The sequence below is a fragment of the Kitasatospora phosalacinea genome, from assembly GCF_000717185.1.
Lineage (GTDB): Bacteria > Actinomycetota > Actinomycetes > Streptomycetales > Streptomycetaceae > Kitasatospora > Kitasatospora phosalacinea_A.
Genome location: NZ_JNYE01000036.1, coordinates 12222 through 35134 on the forward strand (window position 1 = coordinate 12222; position 22913 = coordinate 35134).

At 75.0% G+C, this 22913-nt stretch carries 22 protein-coding genes; 20 read left to right on the plus strand and 2 right to left on the minus strand.

Annotated elements, in window-relative coordinates:
- The first annotated feature begins 48 nt into the window (after window positions 1-48).
- The 7 genes from OO57_RS17155 to OO57_RS17185 are packed head-to-tail and all read left to right on the plus strand — an operon-like array spanning window position 49 to window position 7893.
- The gene (locus OO57_RS17155) at window positions 49-1143 is read left to right on the plus strand and encodes an enolase C-terminal domain-like protein (RefSeq protein ID WP_051777809.1); all 1095 of its coding nucleotides are present in this window, start codon (window positions 49-51) and stop codon (window positions 1141-1143) included.
- Window positions 1140-2369 (plus strand): MFS transporter, encoded by a 1230-nt coding sequence (locus tag OO57_RS17160; RefSeq protein WP_033253372.1) that lies wholly within the window; start codon window positions 1140-1142, stop codon window positions 2367-2369. The genes OO57_RS17155 and OO57_RS17160 overlap by 4 nt, the downstream gene beginning before the upstream one ends.
- Window positions 2366-3163, plus strand: a complete 798-nt coding sequence (locus tag OO57_RS17165; protein WP_033253373.1) for a class I SAM-dependent methyltransferase — start codon at window positions 2366-2368, stop codon at window positions 3161-3163. The genes OO57_RS17160 and OO57_RS17165 overlap by 4 nt, the downstream gene beginning before the upstream one ends.
- Window positions 3160-4710, plus strand: coding sequence for an ABC transporter substrate-binding protein (locus OO57_RS17170; RefSeq protein WP_033253374.1), 1551 nt, complete (start codon window positions 3160-3162; stop codon window positions 4708-4710). Before OO57_RS17165 ends, OO57_RS17170 begins: the two co-directional genes overlap by 4 nt.
- Window positions 4707-5651, plus strand: a complete 945-nt coding sequence (locus tag OO57_RS17175; protein ID WP_033253375.1) for an ABC transporter permease — start codon at window positions 4707-4709, stop codon at window positions 5649-5651. Before OO57_RS17170 ends, OO57_RS17175 begins: the two co-directional genes overlap by 4 nt.
- Window positions 5648-6442, plus strand: a complete 795-nt coding sequence (locus OO57_RS17180) for an ABC transporter permease (protein ID WP_033253376.1) — start codon at window positions 5648-5650, stop codon at window positions 6440-6442. The genes OO57_RS17175 and OO57_RS17180 overlap by 4 nt, the downstream gene beginning before the upstream one ends.
- The gene (locus OO57_RS17185; protein WP_063737583.1) at window positions 6439-7893 is read left to right on the plus strand and encodes an ABC transporter ATP-binding protein; all 1455 of its coding nucleotides are present in this window, start codon (window positions 6439-6441) and stop codon (window positions 7891-7893) included. The genes OO57_RS17180 and OO57_RS17185 overlap by 4 nt, the downstream gene beginning before the upstream one ends.
- A gap of 241 nt (window positions 7894-8134) precedes the next feature.
- Here OO57_RS17185 and OO57_RS17190 read toward each other — a convergent pair whose 3' ends face one another.
- Window positions 8135-9511: an FAD-binding oxidoreductase gene (locus OO57_RS17190; RefSeq protein ID WP_033253377.1), complete on the minus strand. Its 1377-nt coding sequence runs from the start codon at window positions 9509-9511 to the stop codon at window positions 8135-8137.
- A gap of 151 nt (window positions 9512-9662) precedes the next feature.
- On the opposite strand from OO57_RS17190, the gene OO57_RS17195 reads away from it, so the two are divergent.
- The 10 genes from OO57_RS17195 (at window position 9663) to fabG (ending at window position 19646) form a co-directional block, all read left to right on the plus strand.
- Complete coding sequence (locus OO57_RS17195; protein ID WP_033253378.1) at window positions 9663-10682, plus strand: beta-ketoacyl-ACP synthase III; 1020 nt, start codon at window positions 9663-9665, stop codon at window positions 10680-10682.
- An 89-nt stretch (window positions 10683-10771) separates the two neighbouring features.
- A complete protein-coding gene (locus OO57_RS17200) occupies window positions 10772-11014 on the plus strand; it encodes an acyl carrier protein (protein WP_033253379.1) in 243 nt (80 codons plus the stop codon).
- Window positions 11011-12231: a beta-ketoacyl-[acyl-carrier-protein] synthase family protein gene (locus OO57_RS17205; RefSeq protein ID WP_033253380.1), complete on the plus strand. Its 1221-nt coding sequence runs from the start codon at window positions 11011-11013 to the stop codon at window positions 12229-12231. The genes OO57_RS17200 and OO57_RS17205 overlap by 4 nt, the downstream gene beginning before the upstream one ends.
- A gap of 126 nt (window positions 12232-12357) precedes the next feature.
- On the plus strand, window positions 12358-14193 hold the full coding sequence (locus OO57_RS17210) for an acyl-CoA dehydrogenase (RefSeq protein WP_051777811.1): 1836 nt from the start codon (window positions 12358-12360) through the stop codon (window positions 14191-14193).
- Between the two features lie 5 nt (window positions 14194-14198).
- The gene (locus tag OO57_RS17215; RefSeq protein WP_033253381.1) at window positions 14199-14621 is read left to right on the plus strand and encodes an acyl-CoA thioesterase; all 423 of its coding nucleotides are present in this window, start codon (window positions 14199-14201) and stop codon (window positions 14619-14621) included.
- A gap of 1 nt (window position 14622) precedes the next feature.
- Entirely contained in the window at window positions 14623-15510 is an 888-nt protein-coding gene (locus OO57_RS17220; protein ID WP_051777814.1) for a fumarylacetoacetate hydrolase family protein, read from the plus strand.
- Entirely contained in the window at window positions 15507-16175 is a 669-nt protein-coding gene (locus tag OO57_RS17225) for a 4'-phosphopantetheinyl transferase family protein (protein ID WP_033253382.1), read from the plus strand. The genes OO57_RS17220 and OO57_RS17225 overlap by 4 nt, the downstream gene beginning before the upstream one ends.
- Window positions 16176-16178: 3 nt before the next feature.
- Complete coding sequence (locus OO57_RS17230) at window positions 16179-17771, plus strand: acyl-CoA carboxylase subunit beta (protein WP_033253383.1); 1593 nt, start codon at window positions 16179-16181, stop codon at window positions 17769-17771.
- Between the two features lie 32 nt (window positions 17772-17803).
- Window positions 17804-18886 (plus strand): branched-chain amino acid aminotransferase, encoded by a 1083-nt coding sequence (locus OO57_RS17235; protein ID WP_033253384.1) that lies wholly within the window; start codon window positions 17804-17806, stop codon window positions 18884-18886.
- A gap of 40 nt (window positions 18887-18926) precedes the next feature.
- Window positions 18927-19646 (plus strand): 3-oxoacyl-[acyl-carrier-protein] reductase, encoded by a 720-nt coding sequence (gene fabG, locus OO57_RS17240; RefSeq protein WP_033253385.1) that lies wholly within the window; start codon window positions 18927-18929, stop codon window positions 19644-19646.
- Window positions 19647-19656: 10 nt separating this feature from the next.
- Here fabG and OO57_RS17245 read toward each other — a convergent pair whose 3' ends face one another.
- Window positions 19657-20226 (minus strand): helix-turn-helix domain-containing protein, encoded by a 570-nt coding sequence (locus OO57_RS17245; RefSeq protein WP_033253386.1) that lies wholly within the window; start codon window positions 20224-20226, stop codon window positions 19657-19659.
- Between the two features lie 21 nt (window positions 20227-20247).
- On the opposite strand from OO57_RS17245, the gene OO57_RS17250 reads away from it, so the two are divergent.
- The 3 genes from OO57_RS17250 (at window position 20248) to OO57_RS38525 (ending at window position 22757) form a co-directional block, all read left to right on the plus strand.
- Window positions 20248-20982: an AzlC family ABC transporter permease gene (locus OO57_RS17250; RefSeq protein ID WP_324606786.1), complete on the plus strand. Its 735-nt coding sequence runs from the start codon at window positions 20248-20250 to the stop codon at window positions 20980-20982.
- A gap of 26 nt (window positions 20983-21008) precedes the next feature.
- Window positions 21009-21302: an AzlD domain-containing protein gene (locus OO57_RS17255; protein ID WP_033253439.1), complete on the plus strand. Its 294-nt coding sequence runs from the start codon at window positions 21009-21011 to the stop codon at window positions 21300-21302.
- Window positions 21303-22421: 1119 nt separating this feature from the next.
- Complete coding sequence (locus OO57_RS38525; protein ID WP_051777816.1) at window positions 22422-22757, plus strand: helix-turn-helix domain-containing protein; 336 nt, start codon at window positions 22422-22424, stop codon at window positions 22755-22757.
- Window positions 22758-22913 lie beyond the last annotated feature (156 nt).

Sequence of the window (22913 nt, forward strand, 5' to 3'; positions counted from 1 at the left end):
CCGGCCAGGCCCACCACCACACCGCACCCAACCCCCGGGGGCACGACCGTGATCCTCACCACCCACACCGTCCGGCTCCGCCTCGCCGAGCCGCTGCGGATCTCCCGGTCCGTCATGGCCGCCCGCGACGCCGTCGTCCTGACCGTCCGGCACGGCGGGCTGCGCGGCTGCGGCGAGGCCGTCAGCAGCACCTACCTGGGCCTGCCGACCGCCTCGATCCTCCGCGCGGCGGACGGCGCCCGCCCGCGGGTCGAGCGCCTGCCCGAACCGGAGGACGCCCTCGGACGGCTCGGGGCGGGCGCGTTCGACGACCTGCCGCCCGGGGTGCTGGCCGCCCTGGAGGCCGCGCTGCTCGACCTGGTCGGCAAGCGGGCCGGGGCCCCCGTCCACCGGCTGCTCGGCACCCCCGCGGCGCCCGCCGCGGCGACCGCCCGCACCCTCGGCATCACCGCCCCGGCCCGGGCCGCCGCGCAGGCCGCCCGGCTGGCCGCCGCCGGGTTCACCGTGCTCAAGGTCAAGGCCGGATCCGCCGACCCGGCCGAGGACCTGGCCCGGGTCGAGGCCGTCCGGGCCGCCGCGCCCGGCGTCCGGCTGCTGCTGGACCCGAACGGGGCCTGGACGGCGCGGGCGGCGCGCTCGCTGCTCCCCCGGTTCGCCGACCTCGGCGTCGAAGCGGTCGAACAGCCGATCGCCCCCGGCGACCCGGACGCGCTCGCCGACCTCGCGCAGTCCTCGCCGGTCCCGGTGATCGCCGACGAGGACGCCGTCTCGCACCGGGACGCCGTCCGGCTGGCCGGCCGCGTCCACGGCGTCAACGTCAAGCTCGCCAAGTGCGGCGGGGTGTCCGCCGCGCTGCGCACCTGCGAGGCGCTGCGCGGCACCGGCACGGAGGTCATGCTCGGCTGCCTGACGGCCAGTTCGCTCGGCATCGCCCCGGCCGTGCACCTAGCCGACCGGGCCCGCTGGGTGGACCTGGACGGGCACCTGCTGCTCGCCCACGACCCCTGGCGGGGCATCGGCGGGCCGGACGGCACCGTCCGCGCGCCGGACCGGGCCGGCCTCGGCGTGCTGCCCGCCCCGGAGCCGGAGCCCGAGCCGGAGCCCGAGCCGAATCCGAATCCGGAGCCGGAGGGGGCGGGGTGAGGACGTGGCGCGCGGTCCGCTCGTTCCCCCTGCCGGTGCGGCTGCTGCTGGTCAACCAACTGGGCGTCAACACCGGCTTCTACCTGCTGGTCCCCTACCTGGCCGTCCACCTCGGGGAGGACCTGGGCCTGTCCGCCGCGGCGGTCGGCGTGGTCCTGGGCGTCCGCAACCTCAGCCAGCAGGGCCTGTTCCTGCTCGGCGGGTCGGCCGCCGACCGGCTCGGCGCCCGCGGGGTGATCATCACCGGCTGCGCCCTGCGCAGCGCCGGGTTCGCGCTGTTCGCCCTGGGCGACGGGCTCGCCGTGCTGATCGCCGCCTCGGCGCTCACCGGGCTGGCCGGAGCGCTGTTCAACCCGGCCGTGCGCGCCCACCTCGCGCGGGAGGCGGGCGCGCGCACCGCGGAGGCGTTCGCGCTGTTCAACGTCTTCGCGACCACCGGCGCGCTGCTCGGACCGCTGCTCGGCACGCTGCTGCTCCTGGTCGACTTCCGCGCCGCCGCGCTCACGGCGGCCGGCGTCTTCGCCCTGCTGACCGCGGCCCAGGCCCTCGCCCTGCCCGCCGGGACGGTCCGGCCGACCCGGACCCCGCTGCTGCGCGACTGGCGCGAGGTGGCCACCGACCGGCGGTTCGGCGCGTTCTCCCTCGCCCTGGTCGGCCTGTACGTCCTGGAGAGCCAGCTCTACCTGCTGCTGCCGGAAGCCGCCGGGCGCGCCACCGGCTGGGACGGCGCGGCGAGCCTGCTCTTCCTCACCAGCACCCTGGCCAACCTGGCGCTCCAGCTGCGGATCACCCGCCGGCTCCAGGGCTCCGGGCGCCGGGGCCGGTGGATCGCCGCCGGGCTGCTGGTGACGGGCCTGGCGTTCCTCCCGCCGCTCGTCTCGACGGGCCTGCCCGTGCTGCTGCTCACCGTGCTGCTGCTGCAGCTCGGCACCATGGTGGCCCAGCCGTTCGTCATGGAGCTGGTCCCCGCCTTCGGCCGCCCCGAACTGACCGGCACCTACTACGGCGCGTTCTACGTGCTGTCCGGACTGGCCGCCGCCCTCGGCAACGCGGCCGTCGGCTGGGCGATGGACCGCGCCCCGTGGTCGCCCTGGCTGCTGTGCTGCGCCGTCGGCCTGGCCGGAGCCGCGGCCGTCGCCGGGCTCCAGCGCACCGGCCGCCTGCCGCGGGCCCTCCTCCCCTCCCCCGCTGCCGCCGATCCCAGAGAGCCGAGCACCCAGCGATGAGCAGTGACAACCTGCTGACCGACACCCCCGAACTGTACGAACTGCGCTTCCCCGACCCCGGGCACCTGGCGGCCCGCTGGGCGGAGTCCGTCCTGCGGGCGCACGCGGCCGGGCCCCGGGTCCTCGACGTCGGCTGCGGCACCGGACGGGACGCCGCCTGGCTGCACACCCGGGCCGGGCGCGAGGTCACCGGCATCGACGCCTCGGAGGCGATGCTCGCCCACGCCCGCACCGCCCACCCCGGGCCGGAGTACCGACGCGCCGACATGCGCGACTTCGACCTCGGCCGCCGCTTCGACGCGGCGCTCTGCCTGGACAGCGCCCTGCTGTACTGCCACACCAACGCCGACCTCGACGCGTTCCTCACCCGCTGCCGGCGCCACCTCGTCCCCGGCGGCCTCCTGGTCGCCGAGATGCGCAACGGCGCGTACTTCCTCGGCCGCACCGGCCCGCTCGACGCGCCGCGCACCGACACCGTCACCCACGGCGGCGTCACCCGCACCTCCCGCACCACGCTGTCCCTCGACCGCGCCGCCCAACTCCTGCGCAGGGAACGGACCTGGACCGCCGACGACGGCTCGCCGCCCCTCACCCAGCGCTCCGCCTGGCGGCTGCTGTTCCCGCAGGAGCTGCGGTACGTCCTCGCCGCCCACGGCTTCGAGGTCCTCGCCCTGTACGACCGGCCGGGCCCGCGCACCGGTCCCGCCTGGCGGGAGGGCGACGCCCCGGCCGCCACCGCCGACTCCGACCGCCTCCACCTGATCGCCCGACTCGACGGAACGAGCACCCCGTGAACCAGCTCCCCCGCCGGCAGTTCCTCCTCGGCACCGGCGCCGCCGCTCTCGCCCTGACCACCGCCGCGGGCTGCGGCACCGGCAGCACCCGCGCACCGGCCGCCGACGCCGCGTCCCCCCGGCAGGGCGGCCGGCTGCGGGCCGTCTTCGCCGGCGGCGGCAACGAGACGCTCGACCCGCACCTGACCAACCTGTTCGTCGACGCGGCCCGCGCCAAGGCCCTGTTCGACAAGCTCGCCGACTACGGCCCCGACCTGGCGGCCGTCCCCCGCCTCGCCGAGAGCTGGGAGCCCGACGCCACCCTCCGCACCTGGACGGTGAAGCTGCGCAGGGCCGCCTTCCACGACGGCCGCCCGGTCACCGCCGACGACGTCCTGTACAGCTACCGCCGGATAGCCGACCCGGAGCGGGCCTTCCGCGCCAGGGCCTCCCTGGAGCCGATCGACCTCGCCGCCAGCCGCGCCCTCGACCCGGCCACCGTCGCGTTCAGGCTCAAGCGGCCGTACGCCGAATTCCCCAACGTGCTGGCCGCGTTCGGCGCCTACATCGTGCCGGGCGGCACCGAGGACTTCACCGCCCCGGTCGGCTCCGGGCCGTTCCGCTTCACCTCCTTCACCCCGGGCCGCTCGCTGCTCCTCGCGCGCAACCCCGACCACTGGGAGGGCGCGCCGCACCTCGACGAACTCGAACTCCTGGTCGCCGCCGAGGAGTCGGCCCGGGTGAGCGCCCTGCTCGGCGGGCAGGCCGACTACGCCCACGAGCTGAACCCGGCCACCGCCCGCGCCCACCAGGGCAAGGGGAGGATCGAGGTCGTCCGGCTCCGCAACAGCGCCATGCAGGGCTTCGTGATGAAGACCGACCGGCCGCCCTTCGACGACGAGCGGGTCCGCCGGGCGTTCTTCCTGATCGCCGACCGGCGGGAACTGGTCGACGGGGCGCTCTCCGGCGCGGGCGAGATCGGCAACGACCTGTTCGGCAAGGGCTGCCGGTACTACCCGGCGGACCTGCCCCAGCGCACCCAGGACCTGGAGGGGGCCAGGGCCCTGCTGCGCGCGGCGGGCGCCGGGAACCTGAAGGTCACCCTCGACACCTCCCCGGTCGCCGCCGGGTTCGTCGAAGCCGCGGGCATCTTCAAGGAGCAGGCCGCCCGGGCCGGGGTCACGGTCGAGGTGAGGGTCGGCAACAAGGACACCTACTGGAAGGACGTCCTGGACGGCGGCACCTTCGCCTCCTACCGCTCCGGCGCGATGCCGATCGAGTCGCACCTCTCGCAGCGGCTGCTGTCCACCTCCACCACCAACGCCACCCACTGGAAGCGGCCCGACTTCGACGAGCTCTACGCCCGGGCCCAGTCCACCGCCGACCCGGCCGCGCGCACCGCCCTCTACGAGCGGATGCAGCGCCGCCTGCACGACGGGGGCGGGTTCCTGGTCTGGGGCTTCGCCGACTGGATCGTGGCCACCGCGCCCCGCGTGCGCGGCGTCGCGCCGGACGCGCCCGCGAACACCCTCGACTGGGCCCGGTTCGACAGGCTGTGGCTCGCGTGACGTCCCTGCGCTCCTGGACCGGCCGCCGACTGGCCCTCGGGCTCGGGCAGGCGGCGGCCGTGCCCGCCCTGGTCTTCGTCCTCACCGAGGCGCTCCCGGGCGACGCCGCGGACGCCCTGGCCGGCGACGACCCCGACCCGCGCCGGATCGCGGTGCTCCGCGCCGCCATGCACCTGGACCGGCCCGCCCGGCAGCGCTTCCTCGACTGGGCCGGCGGCCTGCTCCGGGGCGACCTGGGCACCTCGCTGGTCAGCGGACGGCCCGTCACCCGCTACCTGGCCGACGGCCTCGCCCCGACCCTGCTGCTCGCCGCCCTCGCCCTCGCCCTGCTGGTGCCGCTCTCGCTGCTGCTCGGCGTCCTCGCCGCCGGGCGCGAGGGCGGCCCGCTCGACCGGGCGATCGGCTCGGCCACCCTGGCGGTGTACGCCGTACCGGAGTTCGCGCTCGGCGTGCTGCTGGTCTCGGTGGTGGCGCTGCGGCTCGGCTGGCTGCCGCCGACCGCCGTCGGCGGGGTCCGGGAGCAGCCCGCCGTGCTGGTCCTGCCGGTGCTGGTGCTGGTCGCCCGGCCGCTGTGCTCGATCAGCCGCCTCGTCCGCGCGGGGATGCTCGCGGCGCTGGACGCGCCGCACGTCCGGCAGGCCCGCCGCCACGGCCTGTCGGAGGCCCGGATCCGCTGGACGCACGCCCTGCCGAACGCGCTCGCCCCCGCCGCCCAGCAGCTCGCCCGGACGTGCGACTGGCTGCTGTGCGGCGTGGTCGTGGTGGAGGCGCTGTTCGTGGTCCCCGGGCTCGGCACCGTCCTGCTGGACGCCGTCGCCGCCCGCGACGTGCCCGTCGTCCAGGGGCTCGCCGTGGTCTTCGGCCTGTTCACCGTCGTCCTCAACCTCGCCGCCGACCTGCTCGCGCGGCGGCTGGCGCCGCGCTCGGAGGCCGCCGCGTGAGACCGCGCTTCCTGCTGGGGGCGGCGCTGGTCGCCGTCCCGCTGCTGCTGGCCCTGTGCGGACCGCTGCTGGCCGGACCGGCCGGGCCGCGCGCGGTGTCCTTCACCCCCGGCCAGGGCCACTGGCTGGGCACCGACTTCACCGGCCGGGACGTGTGGCGGCAGGTGCTGCTGGGCGGCCGACCGGTCGTGCTCGTCGCCCTCGCCGCGACCGCCCTCACCTACGCGGTGGCGCTGCCGGTCGGCCTGGCCGCGGCACTGACCCGCCGGACGTGGCTGGAGGAGGTGCTGATGCGCCCGCTGGACGTGCTGATCGCCGTACCGTCCCTGGTGCTGGTGCTGGTCTGCGCCGCCGCCCTGTCCCCCGGGCCGGTCGGGCTGAGCGCGCTGGTGGCCCTGGTCGCCGTCCCGGACGCGGCCCGGACGGTGCACGCGGGCGCCGTGGAGGTCGCCGCCCGGCCCGCGGTCGAGGCGATGCGGATGTCCGGGGAGTCGTCGGCCCGGATCGCCCTCGGCTACACCGCCCGCTCCCTGCGCCGCACGCTGGCCGCCGACGCGGGCACCCGGCTGGTCGGCGCCCTGTACCTGGTCAGCACCGCCGCGTTCCTCGGCGTCGGCGTGCAGCCCGACGCGAGCGACTGGGCGGTGATGGTCGACCGCAACCGGCCCGGCCTCGACCTCCAGCCGCTCGCCGTCCTCGTGCCCGCCGCACTGATCGCCGCCCTCGCCACGGGCACCAACCTGCTGCTGGACGCCGCGCTGCACCGCGGCGGGAGAGGAGCCCGCCGATGACCCGCCCCCTGGCCGAGCTCGACCGCCTGACCGTCGCGGTGGCTGGCCGCCGCCTGGTCGACGGCGTGAGCCTGCGCGTGCACCCCGGCCGGGTCACCGCGCTGGTCGGCGCCTCCGGCAGCGGCAAGACCACGACCGCCCTCGCCCTGCTCGGCGAGTACCCCGACGGCGCCGAGGTCACCGGCCGGGTGGTCGCCCCCGCCGTCGGGTACGTGCCGCAGCACCCCGCCGCCGCCCTCAACCCGGCCCGCCGCGTGGGCGCCCTGCTGCACGACATCGCCCGGCTGCGCGGCCACGGCACCGCCGAGGTCCACCGGGCCCTGCACCGGGCCCGCCTCGACGACCCGGCGCAGGTGCTGCGGCGGTTCCCGCACCAGCTGTCGGGCGGGCAGCAGCAGCGGGTCGTCCTGGCGCAGGCGCTGCTGCTCGGCGCCCCGGTCGTGGTCGTCGACGAACCGACCACCGGGCAGGACCCGCTGACCAAGCGGGGAATGGTCGAGGAGCTGTCCGCCCTGGCCCGGCAGGGCACCGGCATCCTGCTGCTCAGCCACGACCCGGACGTGGTACGGGAGTTGGCCGACGACGTGGTGGAACTCCGCGACGGCCGGGTGGTCGCGTCGGGCCCGGCGGAGCGCCTGCCCGCCGGTCCGGGCGGCGACCGGACCGCCACCGGCGGCCCCGCCCGGACGGCCGCCGGACCGCGGCTGCTGTCCGTCCGCGCCCTCGACGCCTCGCACCCCGGCGGAGCACGGGCCCTGCACGGGGTGGACCTGGAGGTCCGCCGCGGCGAGTGCCTGGCCCTGCTGGGCCGCTCCGGCAGCGGGAAGACCACCCTCGGCCGCTGCCTCGCCGGCCTGCACAGCCACTACCGGGGCACCGTCACCCTCGACGGCCGCCCCCTGGCGCGCAGCCTGCGCGACCGCTCCCGGGCCGAACTCGCCGCCGTGCAGTACGTCTTCCAGGACGCACCGGCGTCCTTCGACCACCACCGCCCGGTGGCCGAACAGGTGGCCCGCGCCGCCGCCCGCCTCCACGGCACGGCCCCCCGGGAGGCCGCGGCCACCGCCCGGCGGCTGCTCGCCGACGTCGGGCTCCCGGCCGCCCTGACCGCACGCCGACCGGACGCCCTCTCCGGCGGCGAACTCCAGCGCGCGGCCCTCGCCAGGGCACTGGCCGGCGGCCCCCGGCTCCTGGTGTGCGACGAGATCACCTCGGGCCTGGACGCGGCGACCCGCTCCGCCGTCCTCGACCTCCTGGCGGCCCGGCGGGAACGCACCGGCCTGGCAGTGCTGCTGATCACCCACGACCAGGACGCGGCCCGGACCCTCGCCGACCGGACCGCCGTGCTCGACCGCGGGCGGATCACCCCCCAGGACGGTCCGCGGCCCGGCGACCACCGTGCGGCCGCCCCCCGAGGAGGCGACGGAGAGCGCCGGGACGACAGGACGTGAACCTGCAACCCCCCGCCCTCCGGCCGCAGTCGTCCTCACCCCGCCGGGCGCGTGCCCCGGAAATACCCGACCGCTTTCTCGGTGCTCCGGAGGAGCCCCTGTCCGCAAGCCCGTTCCGCGCCGCGGAGGCGGGTGCGCCCGATCTCCGCCGGTTCGGTCCGCGGGCCGGGAAAAGGGAGGTGGAAATCCACGCCCCCGGGCATTTCCGCGCCTCCTGCCGGACGGGCGGCAGGAGGTGCGTTCACGGTGCGAAGACCTTCCCGGGGTTGAGGATGCCCGCCGGGTCCAGCACCTTCTTGATCCCGCGGTGGAGGTCGAGCACGGCCGGGCTCAGCTCCCGGCCCAGGCCGCGCATCTTCAGCAGGCCGACCCCGTGCTCGCCCGTGACGGTGCCGCCCAGGGCGATCGCCTGGTCGACGAGCAGTTCGAACGCCGCGCGGCCCCGGGCCATGGCCTGCGCGTCGCCGCGCGGCACCACCAGCATCGGGTGCAGGTTCCCGTCCCCGGCGTGGGCCAGGGAGGCGATGTGGACGCCCTGTTCGCGGGCGATCCGCTCGATGTGGGCGAGCATCTGCGGGACGAGCATGCGGGGCACGCAGACGTCCTCGCTGAGCACCAGGCCGAGCCGTTCCAGGGCGGGGTAGACCAGGCGCCGCGCGGCGAACAGGGTCTCCGCCTCGGTGCTGTCGGTGGAGCGGGCGCTCCAGGAGGCACCTGCGGCGGCGAAGCAGGCCCGCACGGTGTCGGCCTCCTCCTCGCCGGCCGTGCCGGGCGCGTCGCAGCGGGCCAGCAGGAGGACGTCGCCGCCGGCGGTGAGGCCCATGTGCTTCCACTCGTCGACCGCCCGCAGGCAGTAGCGGTCCACGAGTTCGAGCGCGCTCGGCACGACTCCGGAGGCCACCACGTTCGCGACCGCGCGCCCGGCGGCGGGCAGGTCGTCGAAGTAGCCGACGACCGTGTGCTCCGGTGCCCGCGTGCCGCGCAGCCGCAGCGTGACCTCGGTGACCAGGCCGAGGGTGCCCTCCGAGCCCACCAGCAGTCCCGCCAGTTCGTAGCCCGCGGTGCCCTTGGCGGTCTGCCGGCCGAGGCGGACGACCTCGCCGCGCCCGGTCACGGCCTCCAGCCCCAGCACGTAGTCCCGGGTGACCCCGTACTTCACGCAGCACACGCCGCCGGCGTTGGTGGCGACGTTCCCGCCGATCGTGGACCACGGGGCGCTGGCCGGGTCCGGCGGGTACCACAGGTCGTGCTTGGCGCAGGCGGCCCGCAGGTCGTCGTTGACCACGCCCGGCTGCACCACGGCCAGCCGCTCGTCCGGGTCGATCCGCACGATGCGGTCCATCTCCGCGAACGAGACGACGACGCAGCCCTCGGTCGCGTTGGCGCCGCCGGAGAGCCCGGTGCCCGCGCCGCGCGCGACCACGGGCAGGCCCCGCTCGGCGCAGTGCGCCACGACCGCGGCGACCTCGGCGGTCTCGCGGGGCTGCACGACCGCCAGCGGGAGCCCGAAGGGGGCGCCCGCCGCCTCGTCGTGTGCGAAGGAGGACCGTCGGCCGGGGTCGGTGATCACCCGTCCGGGAGGGAGGAGCCTTTCCAACTCAGCGGTTTCCCTGATCATATCCGGGACATTTCCACAGGCCCCGGAGGCGGTCAATTGACCCTTGGTACAGGCCCGGTCGACGTGTACCAAATGCCAATTGCAACGCTTCTCGGTCCTGGGCAAGGATTTTGCGCCAGGTGAATGGCGGCCACCAGGAGAGGGGATTTCAATGGCGGCGGTACTCGCGGGGATCGGGGGATTCCTTCCCCCCAGGGTGGTGACCAACGAGGACCTGTCCGCGACGCTGGACACCTCCGACGAGTGGATCAGGACCCGGACCGGGATCAGCGAGCGGAGGGTCGTCTCCGGCGGCACCTCGACCGGGGACCTGGCCGTGCAGGCCGGCGCCAGGGCCCTGCGGTCCGCCGGGGTGGACGCGGTGGACGCGGTGGTCGTGGCGACCACCTCCCCCGAGCGGCTCTGCCCGGCGGTGGCGCCGGAGGTCGCCTCCCGGCTCGGCCTGGGCCAGGTGGCCGCCTTCGACCTGACCTCGGCCTGCAGCGGCTTCCTGTACGGGCTGGCCGCCTCCGCCGGGCTGATCGCCTCCGGCGCGGCCGACACCGTCCTGTTCATCGGCGCGGAGGCCTTCACGACGCTGGTGAACCCGCAGGACCGCAGCACCGCGCCGATCTTCGGCGACGGCGCGGGCGCCGTGGTCCTGCGCCGGGGCGAGCCGGACGAGCCCGGCGCGCTCGGCCCCTTCGACCTCGGCAGCGACGGCTCCCTGGCCGACCTGCTGGCCGTCCCGGCCGGGGGTTCGCGCCAGCGCTCCGCCGACGGGGGCCTCGGCCACGGTGCCGTGCCGACCGAGGACTGGTACCTGCGGATGGAGGGCCGTCCGCTCTACCAGCAGGCCGTCGAGCACATGACGCAGTCGGCGCAGGCGGTGCTGAAGCACGCCGACTGGTCGGTGGCCGACGTCGACTGGTTCGTCGGCCACCAGGCCAACGTCCGGATCGTGCGGGCGGTGGCGGAGGAACTCGAACTCCCGGAGGAGCGGGTCGCCGTCAACATCGACCGGGTGGGGAACACCCTGTCGGCCTCGGTCCCGCTGCTGCTGAACGACATCGCCGCCCGCGGCGACCTCCGGCCCGGCGACCGGGTGCTGCTCTCCGCGTTCGGGGCCGGCCTCTCGTGGGGCTCCACGGTCCTGGTCTGGCCGGACATCACGGCCGTCGCCGTCAACTGACCGGCCGCCGACCGCCGTTCCGTCAAGCGCCGTACCGTCAACCGCCGTTCCGCAAACGCCGTTCCGTCAACCACTTCCCAGGAGTAGCCATGAGCTCGCTGTACGACACCGTCGTCGACGTCTTCGTGTCCCGGTTCGACCTCGACCGCGAAGCGGTCCTCCCGGACTCCACCTTCGACGACCTCGACCTCGACTCGCTCTCCCAGATCGAGCTCGCCACGGCGCTGAAGAAGCGCCTCGGCGTCGTGATCACCGACGACGAGCTGGCCGAGGTCTCCGTCGTCGCGGACATCGTCGCCCTGCTGGAGCAGAAGGGCGTCGCGGCCCGATGACCGGGTTCGCCGTCGCCGTCACCGGGATCGGCCTGGTCACCCCCGCCGGGATCGGCGTCAAGGAGAACTGGGACCGCGTGGTCGAGGGCAGGCCGACCGCGGCGCACCACGCCGACCTGGCCGGACTGCCGGTGTCGATGGCGTGCCGGGTGCCCGGCTTCTCGCCCCGGGAGCTCGGGCTGCGCGGGGCCCAGCAGTGGGACCGCTACTCCCAGTTCGCCCTGGTGGCCGGGCGCGAGGCGCTCGCCCAGGCCGGCCTGGGCTCCGGCGACTGGGCGGACAGCGCGCGGGTGGCCGTCATCGTCGGTTCGGGTGCCGGCGGCACCGCGACGCTGGAGGAGCAGCACCGGGTGCTGATCGAGGAGGGCCCGTCCGAGGTCTCCTCGATGACCCTGCCGATGGGGCTGCTCAACATGGCGGCGGGGCAGCTGGCGATCGACATCGGGGCCAACGGCCCCTGCCTCGCCCCGTGCACCGCGTGCGCCGCCGGGGCCAGCGCGATCGGCCTCGGCCGGGAGCTGATCCGGTCGGGCCTGGCCGACGTCGTGGTCGCCGGGGGCGCCGAGGCCCCGATCACCCCGCTGTACCTCTCCGCCTTCGCCCGGATGCGCGCCCTGTCCCGGCGGAGCGAGGACCCGGCGACGGCGTCGCGCCCGTTCGACGCCTCCCGGGACGGGTTCGTGCTCGGCGAGGGGGCCGGGATCCTCGTGCTGGAGTCCGAGGAGCACGCCCGGGCCCGGGGCGCCCGGGCGCTGGCCCGGGTGGTCGGCTACGGCGCCTCGGCGGACGCCCACCACGTGACCTCCCCCCACCCCGGGGGCAAGGGGGCCGAGCTGGCCGTCCGGGCGGCGCTCGCCGACGCCGGCCTGACCGGCCCGGACGTGCGGTACGTCAACGCGCACGGCACGTCCACCCCGCTCAACGACGTCATCGAGGCCGGGGTGATCCGCCGGGTGATCGGGGCGGACGCGCAGGTCAGCTCGACCAAAGGGGTCACCGGGCACCCGCTCGGCGCGGCCGGCTCGATCGAGGCCGCCTACGCGGCGCTCGCCGTCCACCACGGCGTGGTCCCCCCGACGGCGAACCTCACCGAGCTCGACCCGAGGGTGGACGTCGACGTCGTGCACGGGCGGGCGCGGCCCGGCCGGGTGGACGTCGCCCTGAGCAACTCGTTCGGCTTCGGCGGCCAGAACGCCGCCCTGTTGATCGCCTCCTGACGCGCACGCACACGCGCCCGAGCACGCACACGAGCACGAGCACGCGCACGAGCACGAGCACGCGCGAGGCGCACGCACGAGCGGTTGGAAGACCGCACGACCCGAACCGCTGGAAGGGAACCCGAGATGACCAGTGCCGCGACCGCCGAACTGTCCAGGCTGCTCTTCGACGGCAGGTACGAGCAGGTGCACCAGGACATCCGCGAGCTGCTGCTCGACCCCGTGTTCGACGCCCGCGAAGGGCTGACCATGACCGAGGCCGGACAGCTCGCCTACCGGCGCTCGCGCTTCGTGCACGGCGGGCTGGAGCGGCCGCTGGAGGTCCTGCGCGACCCGTGGCGGCTGTTCGCGCTGGCCGAGTGGCCCTCGCTGCTGGACGTCTCCACGTTCTCGCTGCTGATGGTCCACTACAACCTGTGCTTCGGCACGGTGGTCGAGCACGGGGACCGGCCCGACCTCAAGGACCTCGTCGACGAGCTGGACCGGCTGGACTCCTTCGGGCCCTACATGGCCACCGAGCTCGGCTACGGCAACAACGTGGCCGCCCTGCGGACGGAGGCCGTCTACGACGCCGCAAGCCGGACGTTCGTCCTGAACACCCCCGACGCGCTCGCCCAGAAGTTCATGTCCTACAGCGGCTTCCAGGACGTCCCGAAGCTCGCCGTCGTCATGGCGCGGCTGAAGGCGGACGGCAAGGACCACGGGGTGTTCCCGTTCCTGGTGCGGATCAGCGACGGCAACGGGCTGTGCGAGGGCGTGCACGCGGCCGCCTGCCCGGAGAAGCCGGTGCAGGGGCTGGACAACGGCGTCACCTGGTTCGACCACGTCCGCGTCCCCCGGCGCCAGCTGCTCCACGGGGACATGGGCGGCTTCGCGGAGGACGGCACGTTCCGGCCGTCCTCCGGCAACCAGCGCAAGCGGTTCCTGCGGGCGATGAGCCGGATCCTGCCCGGGCGGCTGTGCGTCTCCAGCGCGGCGGTCGGCGCCGGCCGGGCGAGCGTGTACATCGCGCTGCGCTACGCGGCGCAGCGGCTCACCAACGCCCCCGGCCGCAACGACCTGCCGGTCGTCGAGTACCGCAGCCACCAGCTCGCCCTGTTCACGGCGCTCGCCAAGGTCTACGCGATGACCCTGCTGCTCAACCACGCCAAGCGGGCGTACGTGGAGCAGCGGGACGCCGTCCCGGCCGAGCTCAACCACCTGATCTCGATCACCAAGGCCCTGTCCACCTGGGAGATGACCGAGGTCATCGCCACCAGCCGGGAACGCTGCGGCGCCCAGGGCATCTTCAGCGCCAACCGGATCGCCGACTACGGCTCGCTGCTCCAGGGCCTGGTCACCGCGGAGGGCGACAACCAGGTGCTGCTCGCCACGACGGCCGGCCAGATCATCGCCCAGGGCGCGGAGCAGCCGCCGGACGCGGCCCCCGACCCGCGCGGGAAGGACCTGCGGGACCCCGCCTTCCTCCTGGGCGCCCTGCGCCACCGGGAGCAGGAGCTGCTCCGCGCCGCCCGGGAGGCCATGGCGGACGACTCCCGCGAGCGGACCTACCTCGAAGCGTGGAACGGCACCATGAACACCGGGCTGGCCATGGCCCGGCTGCGCGGGGTCCGCACCGCGCTGGAGTGCTTCACCCGGGCGGTGGACGAGGCGCAGGACGCGCGGGTCCGCGAGGCGCTCGGACTGCTGGCCTCGCTCTACGGGCTCACCGAGGTGCAGCGGGACGCCGGCTGGTACCTGGCGCGGGGCGTGCTGACGGCCGAGCAGGTCGAGCGGCTGCCCGAGGCGGTCGACGGCCTGTGCGCGCTCGTCCGGCCGCACGCCGAGACGCTGATCGGCGGGTTCCGGCTCTCCCCGGAGCTGCTGCGCGCCCCGATCGCGGCGGACGACTACGTCGACGCGTTCCAGCGGCGGACCGGGGCCTTCGGCCCGGCCGGCGACCAGACCCCCACCGGGAGTTGAGAGAGATGGCACGGCACAGCTACGCCTGCCCGATCCGCTGGGCGGACATGGACATCTACGGGGTCGTCAACAACGTGTCCTTCCTCCGCTACCTGGAGGAGGCCCGGGTCGACTTCATCTTCCGGATGGCGCCGACCGAGGGCGACGCCTTCTTCCGGGACGGCTCGGTGGTCGTGCAGCACGAGATCCGCTACCGGCGGCAGCTCGTCCACCGGCACGCGCCGGTCGAGATCGAGATGTGGGTCTCGGGGCTCCAGTCGGCGACGGTGACCATCGACTACGAGGTCAAGGACGGCGACACCGTGTACGCGACCGCTTCGACCGTCATGGCGCCCTTCGACTACGGGCGGGGCCGCCCCCGGCGGCTCACCGACGCCGAGACGGGCTTCTTCGAGAAGTACCTCGAAGAGGCCGGGCCGGCCCGCTGACATGCGCCTGCTACGGATCGGAGCCCGGGGCGCGGAACGGCCGTGCGCCGTCGGCCCCGGCGGAGTCGTCCGCGACCTGTCCTCCTGGGTCGCGGACTGGACCGGCGAGGCCCTGGACCCGGACGCGCTGCGCGACCTGGCCGCCAGGCTGGCCCGGGAGGGCGGGGCGCTGCCGGTGGCCGACCCGGCCGCCGAGCGGGTCGGCCCGCCCGTCCGCCCGGGCGGCCACCTGCTGTCGATCGGCCTCAACTACCGTGCGCACGCCGCCGAGGCCGGGCTGGCGCTGCCGGACGAGCCGATCGTCTCCAGCAAGGCGCCCACGACGCTGGTCGGGCCCTACGACGACCTCCTGCTGCCCCCGGGCGGGGAGAAGACCGACTGGGAGGTCGAACTCGCGGTCGTGATCGGACGGCGCGCCCAGTACCTGCCCGACCGGTCGTCCGCCCTGGACCACGTCGCGGGCTTCAGCACCGGCAACGACGTCTCCGAACGCAGTTGGCTGCTCGAACGCGGCGGCCAGTGGGTCAAGGGCAAGTCCTTCGAGTCCTTCAGCCCGCTCGGTCCCTGCCTGGTGACCCCCGACGAGGCGGGCGACCCGCAGGACCTGCGGCTCACCTGCCGGGTCAACGGCCGCCTCGTGCAGGACGGCCGGACCGCCGACATGGTCTTCGACGTGGCCCACCTGGTCTGGTACCTCAGCCAGTTCATGGTCCTCCAGCCGGGCGACGTGGTCCTCACCGGGACTCCGGGCGGGGTCGCCCTCGGCCGCCCCGACCAGCCCTACCTGCGCCCCGGCGACCTCGTCGAGGCCGAGGTGGCGGGCCTGGGCACGCACCGCCAGCGCTGCCGCGCCGTGCTCCTCCCGGACGGCCCCCGGGAGGCGCCGTGATCCGGCACCTGCTCCCCGGGCGGGTCGCCTGCTGGGACTCCTTCGGCGACCGGCCGCACGCCGCCCTGCACCGGGCCGAGGCGGCCGCGGTGCGCGGCGCCGCGCCCAAGCGCCGCCAGGAGTTCGCCAACGGCCGGTACTGCGCCCACCGGGCGCTGCGCCGGCTCGGGGTCCCGGCCGCCGCCGTCCCGGCCGGCGACCGGGGGGCTCCCCGGTGGCCGGACTCCGTGGTCGGCAGCATCACGCACTGCCGCGGCTACACCGCCGCCGCGGTCGCCCGGAGCACGGACGTCCTCTCGCTCGGCATCGACGCGGAACCCCACCGCCCGCTGCCCGAGGACGTGCTGGAGTTCGTGGCCCGGCCGGAGGAGCGGTCGCGGGTGCGCGAGCTGCTCGCGGCCCGGCCCGGCGTGCACTGGGACCGGCTGCTCTTCAGCGCGAAGGAGAGCGTCTACAAGACCTGGTACCCGGTCGCCGGGAGGTTCCTGGGCTTCCAGGAGGCCGAGGTCGTCATCGATCCGGTGGCGGGGACCTTCCGGGCCCTCGTCCCGGACACCGGCGCGGCCGGACCGGGACTCCCCGGTGCGCTGGCCGGCCGCTGGGAGGTCGGGAACGACCTGGTCGTCACCGCGATAGCCGTACCGGCCCCGGAAGGAGAGCGATAGGACATGCCCGTCCCGCAGCAGCCCGTCGACGAGGAGCCGGTGCGCACCGACAGCCGGGGGCGTGTGGCCGAACTGCACGCGATCAAGGAGCTGGCCCGCCGCGGGCCCGGTGAGCGGGCCACCGCGGCCCAGCGGGCCAAGGGCAAGCTGACGGCCCGCGAGCGGATCGAACTGCTCCTGGACGCCGGCTCGTTCAACGAGGTCGAGCAGTTGCGCCGGCACCGGGCCGTCGGCTTCGGGATCGAGGAGCGCAAGCCGCACACGGACGGTGTGATCACCGGGTGGGGCACCGTCGAGGGCCGCACGGTCTTCGTCTACGCGCACGACTTCCGGATCTTCGGCGGCGCGCTCGGCGAGGCCCACGCGCAGAAGATCCACAAGATCATGGACATGGCCCTGGCCGCGGGCGCGCCGCTCGTCTCCCTGAACGACGGTGCGGGCGCCCGGATCCAGGAGGGCGTCTCGGCGCTGGCGGGCTACGGCGGGATCTTCCGGCGCAACGTGCGGGCCTCGGGCGTCATCCCGCAGATCTCGGTGATCCTCGGCCCGTGCGCGGGGGGCGCCGCCTACTCGCCCGCCCTGACCGACTTCGTGTTCATGGTCCGGGGCACCTCGCAGATGTTCGTCACGGGCCCGGACGTGGTCAAGGCGGTCACCGGCGAGGACGTCACCCAGGAGGGCCTCGGCGGCGCCGACGTGCACGCGGAGCTCTCCGGAGTGGCCCACTTCGTCTACGACGACGAGCGGACCTGCCTCGGCGAGGTCCGCTACCTGCTCTCGCTGCTGCCCGCGAACAACACCGAACTCCCGCCCGCCGCACCGGAGACCGACCCGCCCGGGCGGCGCAGCGAGGCCCTGCTCGGCCTGGTCCCGGCGGACGGCAGGCTCCCGTACGACATGCGCGAGGTGATCGGTGAGCTGGTCGACCACGGCGAGTTCCTGGAGGTCCACGAGCGGTGGGCCGGCAACGTCCTGTGCTGCCTGGCCCGGCTGGGCGGCCAGGTGGTCGGCATCGTCGCCAACCAGCCGCTCGTCGTGGCCGGGGTCCTCAACATCCGCGCCAGCGAGAAGGCCGCCCGCTTCGTGCGGATGTGCGACGCCTTCAACGTCCCGCTGCTGACCCTGGTGGACGTCCCCGGGTTCCTGCCGGGGGTGGACCAGGAGCACGGCGGCGTCATCCGGCGCGGCGCGAAGCTGCTGTACGCCTACTGCGAGGCGACGGTGCCGCGGGTCCAGCTGATCCTCCGCAAGGCCTACGGCGGGGCGTACATCGTGATGGACTCCCGCTCGATCGGCACCGACCTCTCCTACGCCTGGCCGACCAACGAGATCGCGGTGATGGGCGCCGAGGGCGCCGCCAACGTCATCTTCCGCCGGCAGATCGCCGAGGCCGACGACCCCGAGGCCACCCGGGTGCGCATGGTGAAGGAGTACCGGGCGGAACTGATGCACCCCTACTACGCGGCCGAGCGCGGCCTCGTCGACGACGTGATCGACCCCGCCGGGACGCGGGCGGTGCTCGTCGACGCGTTCCGGATGCTACGGACCAAGCGCGCCGAACAGCCGTCCCGCAAGCACGCCAACCCGCCCCTGTGACCAAGCGTCCACCACAGCCCCGGAGCGTCTCGATGACCATCACCTTCAGCGTCCAGCCGGCCGACCGGCTCCCGGCCCCGGAGCGGGAGCAGCTGCTCGCGGCACCCGCGTTCGGCGAGGTGTTCAGCGACCACATGATCAGCATCAAGTGGGACCGGCAGAACGGCTGGCACGAGGCGCAGCTCGCCCCGTACGGGCCGCTCCTGCTCGACCCGGCGACCCAGGTCTTCCACTACGGCCAGGAGATCTTCGAGGGCCTCAAGGCGTACCGGCGCGCGGACGGCTCGGTGGTGACCTTCCGGCCGTTCGCCAACGCCGCGCGGTTCAACCGCTCCTGCGAGCGGATGGCGATGCCGCCGCTGCCCGAGGAGACCTTCGTCGAGGCGCTGGAGCTCCTGGTCTCCACCGACCGGGCCTGGGTCCCGGAGCAGCCGGGGCACAGCCTGTACCTGCGGCCCTTCATGATCGCCACCCAGCGCTCGCTCGGCTTCTACGGCCCCTCCGACGCGTACCGGTTCATGGTGATCGCCTGCCCCGCGGGGGCCTACTTCAAGGCCGGGGCCAAGCCGCTGACGGTGTGGCTGTCGGAGGACTACACCCGCGCGGCGCCCGGCGGCACCGGCGCGGCCAAGTGCGGCGGGAACTACGCGGGCACGCTGGTGGCCCAGGCGCAGGCCCAGCAGCAGGGCTGCGACCAGGTGGTCTGGCTGGACGCGGCGGAGCGCCGCTGGGTGGACGAGCTGGGCACCAGCAACCTGTTCTTCGTCTACGGCTCGCGGCTGGTCACCCCGGAGCTGTCCGGCACCCTGCTGCCGGGCGTCACCCGGGACTCCGTGCTCGCCCTGGCGGCCGAGCTCGGGTACACCGCCGAGGAGGGGCGGATCAGCGCGGCGGACTGGCGGGCCGACGCCGAGTCGGGCCGCCTCACCGAGGTGTTCTCCTGCGGCACCTCGTCCATGATCACGTCGGTCGGCCGGGTGCGGAGCAAGGACGGCGACTGGACGGTCGGGGGCGACCGGCCCGGCCCGGTCACCTCGCGGCTGCGCGAGGAGCTGTCGGGCATCCAGTCCGGGGAGCGGCCCGACCCGTTCGGCTGGGTCCACAAGATCGCCTGACGGCCCGCCGGGAACCCCTGAGGAGAGGTGGAGTGAGCTGATGAGCCGTTCGGTCCTCGTCACCGGAGGCAACCGGGGCATCGGCCTCGCCGTCGCCCGCGCCTTCGCGCAGGCCGGAGACAGAGTCGCGCTGACCTACCGCTCGGGCGAGCCGCCCGAGGAGGCGACCCGGCTCGGCTGCCTCGCCGTCCGGTGCGACGTCACCGACGCCGGGCAGGTGGAGCGGGCCCACCAGGAGGCGGAGCGGGCGCACGGCCCGGTCGAGGTCCTGGTGGCCAACGCCGGCATCACCCGGGACCAGCTGCTCCTGCGGATGCCCGAGGAGGACTTCGCCGCGGTCCTGGACACCAACCTGACGGGGGTGTTCCGGGTCGTCAAGCAGGTCGCCGGGGGCATGCTGCAGGCCAGGCGGGGCCGGATCGTGCTGGTGTCGTCCGTGGTCGGCCTGCTCGGCGCGGCCGGGCAGGCCAACTACGCGGCCTCGAAGGCGGGCCTGGTCGGGTTCGCCCGCTCGCTGGCCCGTGAGCTCGGGTCGCGCGGCATCACCTGCAACCTGGTGGCCCCGGGCTTCGTCGAGACCGACATGACGAAGGCGCTCGGGGAGAAGCAGCGCGCCGCCCTGCTGGGCCGGGTGCCGCTGGCCCGCAGCGCGCAGCCGGAGGAGGTCGCCGCCACGGTGCGGTTCCTCGCCTCCGACGACGCCGCGTACATCACCGGGGCCGTCCTCCCGGTGGACGGGGGCCTGGGCATGGGGCACTGAGGCGGCCGGGTCAGTGGTGCTCGGACACCAGGACCGCGCGGGTGCCGGGCTCCAGGGCCTGGAAGACGTGCGGGACGTCGGCCGGGTAGGCGGTGTAGTCGCCCGGGTGCAGCTCCACCGGCTCGTCGGCGGTGCCGACGAGCGCCCGGCCCGCGCTGAGCACCACGTGCTCCACGACCCCGGGCAGGTGCGGGGCCGAGGAGCGCCGGGCGCCGGGCTCGGCGGCGATGCCGTAGACGTCCCGCCGGGCCCCGGGCGGGGAGGCGGCCAGCAGGGTGGCCCGGTAGTCGGTCTCGGCGGAGAAGACGGCGGGCCCCTCCCCCGCGCGGATCACCTGGACCTGCGCCCTGGGCACGGCCAGCAGCTTGGAGAACGGTATCTCCAGGACCACGCAGAGCGCCCACAGCGTCTCCAGGCTCGGGTTCCCGGCCCCGGACTCCAGTTGGGAGAGCGTGGACTTGGCGATTCCGGCCCGGCGGGCGACCTCGGTGAGGGAGAGCCCGGCGCGGAGGCGCTCCGCCCGGAGCGCCACGGCGATCGATTCGAGCGGCGGCTTGAGCGAGGGGTCGGGATCGGGCACGGTGTTCGCTCCAATGGTCACTTGTTCGCCTTGACGAACATCACGATGCTGTTCATTATAAACGCCATGCGTTCGTTAGCGAGAACACTGGACCGCGGCCTGTGGCGCGACATCGCGCTGGTGTGCCTGGCGGTCGGAGTCATCGGGGTGTCGTACGGGGCGATCGCGGTCACCTCGGGGTTCCCCTGGTGGTTCCCGGTGCTGATGGGGTCCCTCGTCCTCGCCGCCTCCTCGGAGTTCCTGTTCGTCGGGATCGTCGCCGCCGGCGGCAGTCCGATCGCCGCCCTGCTGGCCGCGCTGCTGGTCAACGCCCGCCACCTGCCGTTCGGCCTGGCGGTCCCCGACGTGCTCGGCCGCGGCTGGCGCGGACTGCTCGGGACCCACCTGATGAACGACGAGACGGTGGTCTTCGCCATCGCCCAGGACGGCCTCCCGCGCAAGCGGGCCGCGTACTGGGCCTGCGGCCTGGGCATCCTGGCCTGCTGGCCGGCCGGCGCCTCGCTGGGGGCGCTGCTGGGCAGCGTCGTCCGCGACACCGACGCGCTGGGCCTGGACGCCATGTTCCCCGCGGTGATCATGGCGCTGATCGTGCCCGCCATGAAGGACGCCAAGCTCCGGCGCACCGCCCTGGCCGGAGTCGCCCTGGCGCTGGTCGCCACCTTCTTCCTCCCCCCGGGGCTCCCCGTCCTGGTCGCACTGGCGGCCCTTCCGCTCTTCACCCCGGCCGCGGCCCCGACCGAAGGAGCCGTCCGGTGAGGAACGCGGTGCCGACCCTCGTCGCGATGCTGGCGCTCGCGGGGGGGACCTTCCTCCTCCGGCTCTCCGGCCCGGCCCTGCGCGCCAGGGTCAGCTTCCCGCAGCGGGTGGAGAAGCTGCTGGAGGCCTCCACCGTGGTCCTGCTGGCCGCACTGACGGCCACCGCGGCGCTCACCGAGGGCCACGCCCTGGCCGGCGCCGCCCGCCCGCTCGGCGTCCTGGTGGGCGGCCTGCTCGCCTGGCGCAAGGCGCCCTTCCTGGTCGTCGTCCTCGCCGCCGCCGGGGTCACGGCCCTGCTGAGGCTCGCCGGGGTGAGCTGACCCCCGTCAACAATTCGCATGCGATTAACATCGCGACAAGCCGGACATCTGAGGACTCTTTGGACCTTTCGCGAAACAGGAATCCCATATGGCGGATCCGTTGTTGTCGATCGGTGACTGATCGAGTACCGTCAATACAAGCGGCTGCCGGGACGTGACGTGCGGATTGCCTGATTGTGCTCCATTCCCGTCTGTTGGCCGCCCTGCCGCCGGGAATTCCAGGGAGTTTTCGTGAACGAAGGCACTGCGCCGTTTTTATTAACGGATCTTCAGCGAGCACATTCCGTGCAGGGGCGGGAGCCGACGGGCCGTCCGGAACCGCTCCGGCCCCGCCGGGAGCACGTGGCCGGGGCCGGGGCGGCATGCGATCCGCGCCGATCGCCCCCTGATCCCGCCGGGCCCCGGAGAATGCACCCGGAGCCCCGGCACGACCCTTCCCCCGCGGGGCGGCGCACCTTCGCCCCGCGGGACGCCGGGGGAGAAATACGGCCGGGTTCCTCCCGTGCTCTCCCGGGGTTTCCGGAGCAGGCCGCCCGGTGCCGGCCCCTCGCATTGCGCGGGGCGCCGAGATCGATATCGCGCACCGCCCGGCGTTCTCACGAGGGCGGGGCGCCCCCCTCCCGGCGGCACGCCGAGCCGGGGGCCGACCCGGTCCGGGGACGTGCCGCCGACAGCGCACTCCGACGGCCCGACCGACGCCCCGACCGACGCCCCGACCGCCTTCCGCCGGGACCGCCCGCGGCGATTCCCGGGCGCTGCAGAGGTAGGTGAGCGGACCCGCCCCCGACTCGCCGCGCGCCGACCCGACCGGGCCGCCACCGCCCCGGGGGTGAGCCGCGGTCCTCCCCGAAGGGCGCGCCCCGCAAGCAGCCGACCCCACACCCACCACACCCGCCGTGCCCGCGGTCCAGTGGCCGTCCGGCGTGCCCGGGCCCGGACCGCGGCCACCGCGGAGGTCCGGCGCAGTACGACAGCAGTACGACAGCCGAGCTCAGCATCGAGATGTAGATCGACCAACTCTCCCGCACCGCCCCCGTCGCCGAGACCCCGACCCGTGTCGTGGCCCGGCGGCGGCGCGCCGCCCAGTAGATCGAATTCCATCCCTGATCGAGGAGCCCGATGAGCATCACCGACACCCTCAGTCCGCCCGGCCGGAGCTCGTGCCCCGCTGCGGCCGGGCCCGCTCCGGCCTGCGACCACGCCTGGGACGCGGTCCTGGCCAGGGTGCCCCTGCTCTCCGAGCGCGAGCTCGACGTCTTCCGCCTGCTCGCGAAGGGGGCGTCCAACCGGACCATCGCGGCCACGCTGCTCATCACGGAGCGCACCGCCAAGGCACATGTCGCGCAGATCCTGTCCAAGCTCGACGTGGAGTCGCGGCTGCAGGCGGGCATCGCGGGCTTCGCCTGGGAGATGCTCTCCCCGGACGCCGACCGGGCAGTGGGGCTGTCCGCCTAGTGCCGCGTCAGGTCGGGGCTGGGGTTGGTGTGGCGGCGGGGCGGTGGCATGTCCAGTAGGCGCCGCTCTCGTGGACCCGCACCTCCTCCTGGCCCGGGACGGCGCCGCAGTCCACGCACGCCAGCGCTCCATCGCCTCCCGGTGCTCGCGTTCCTC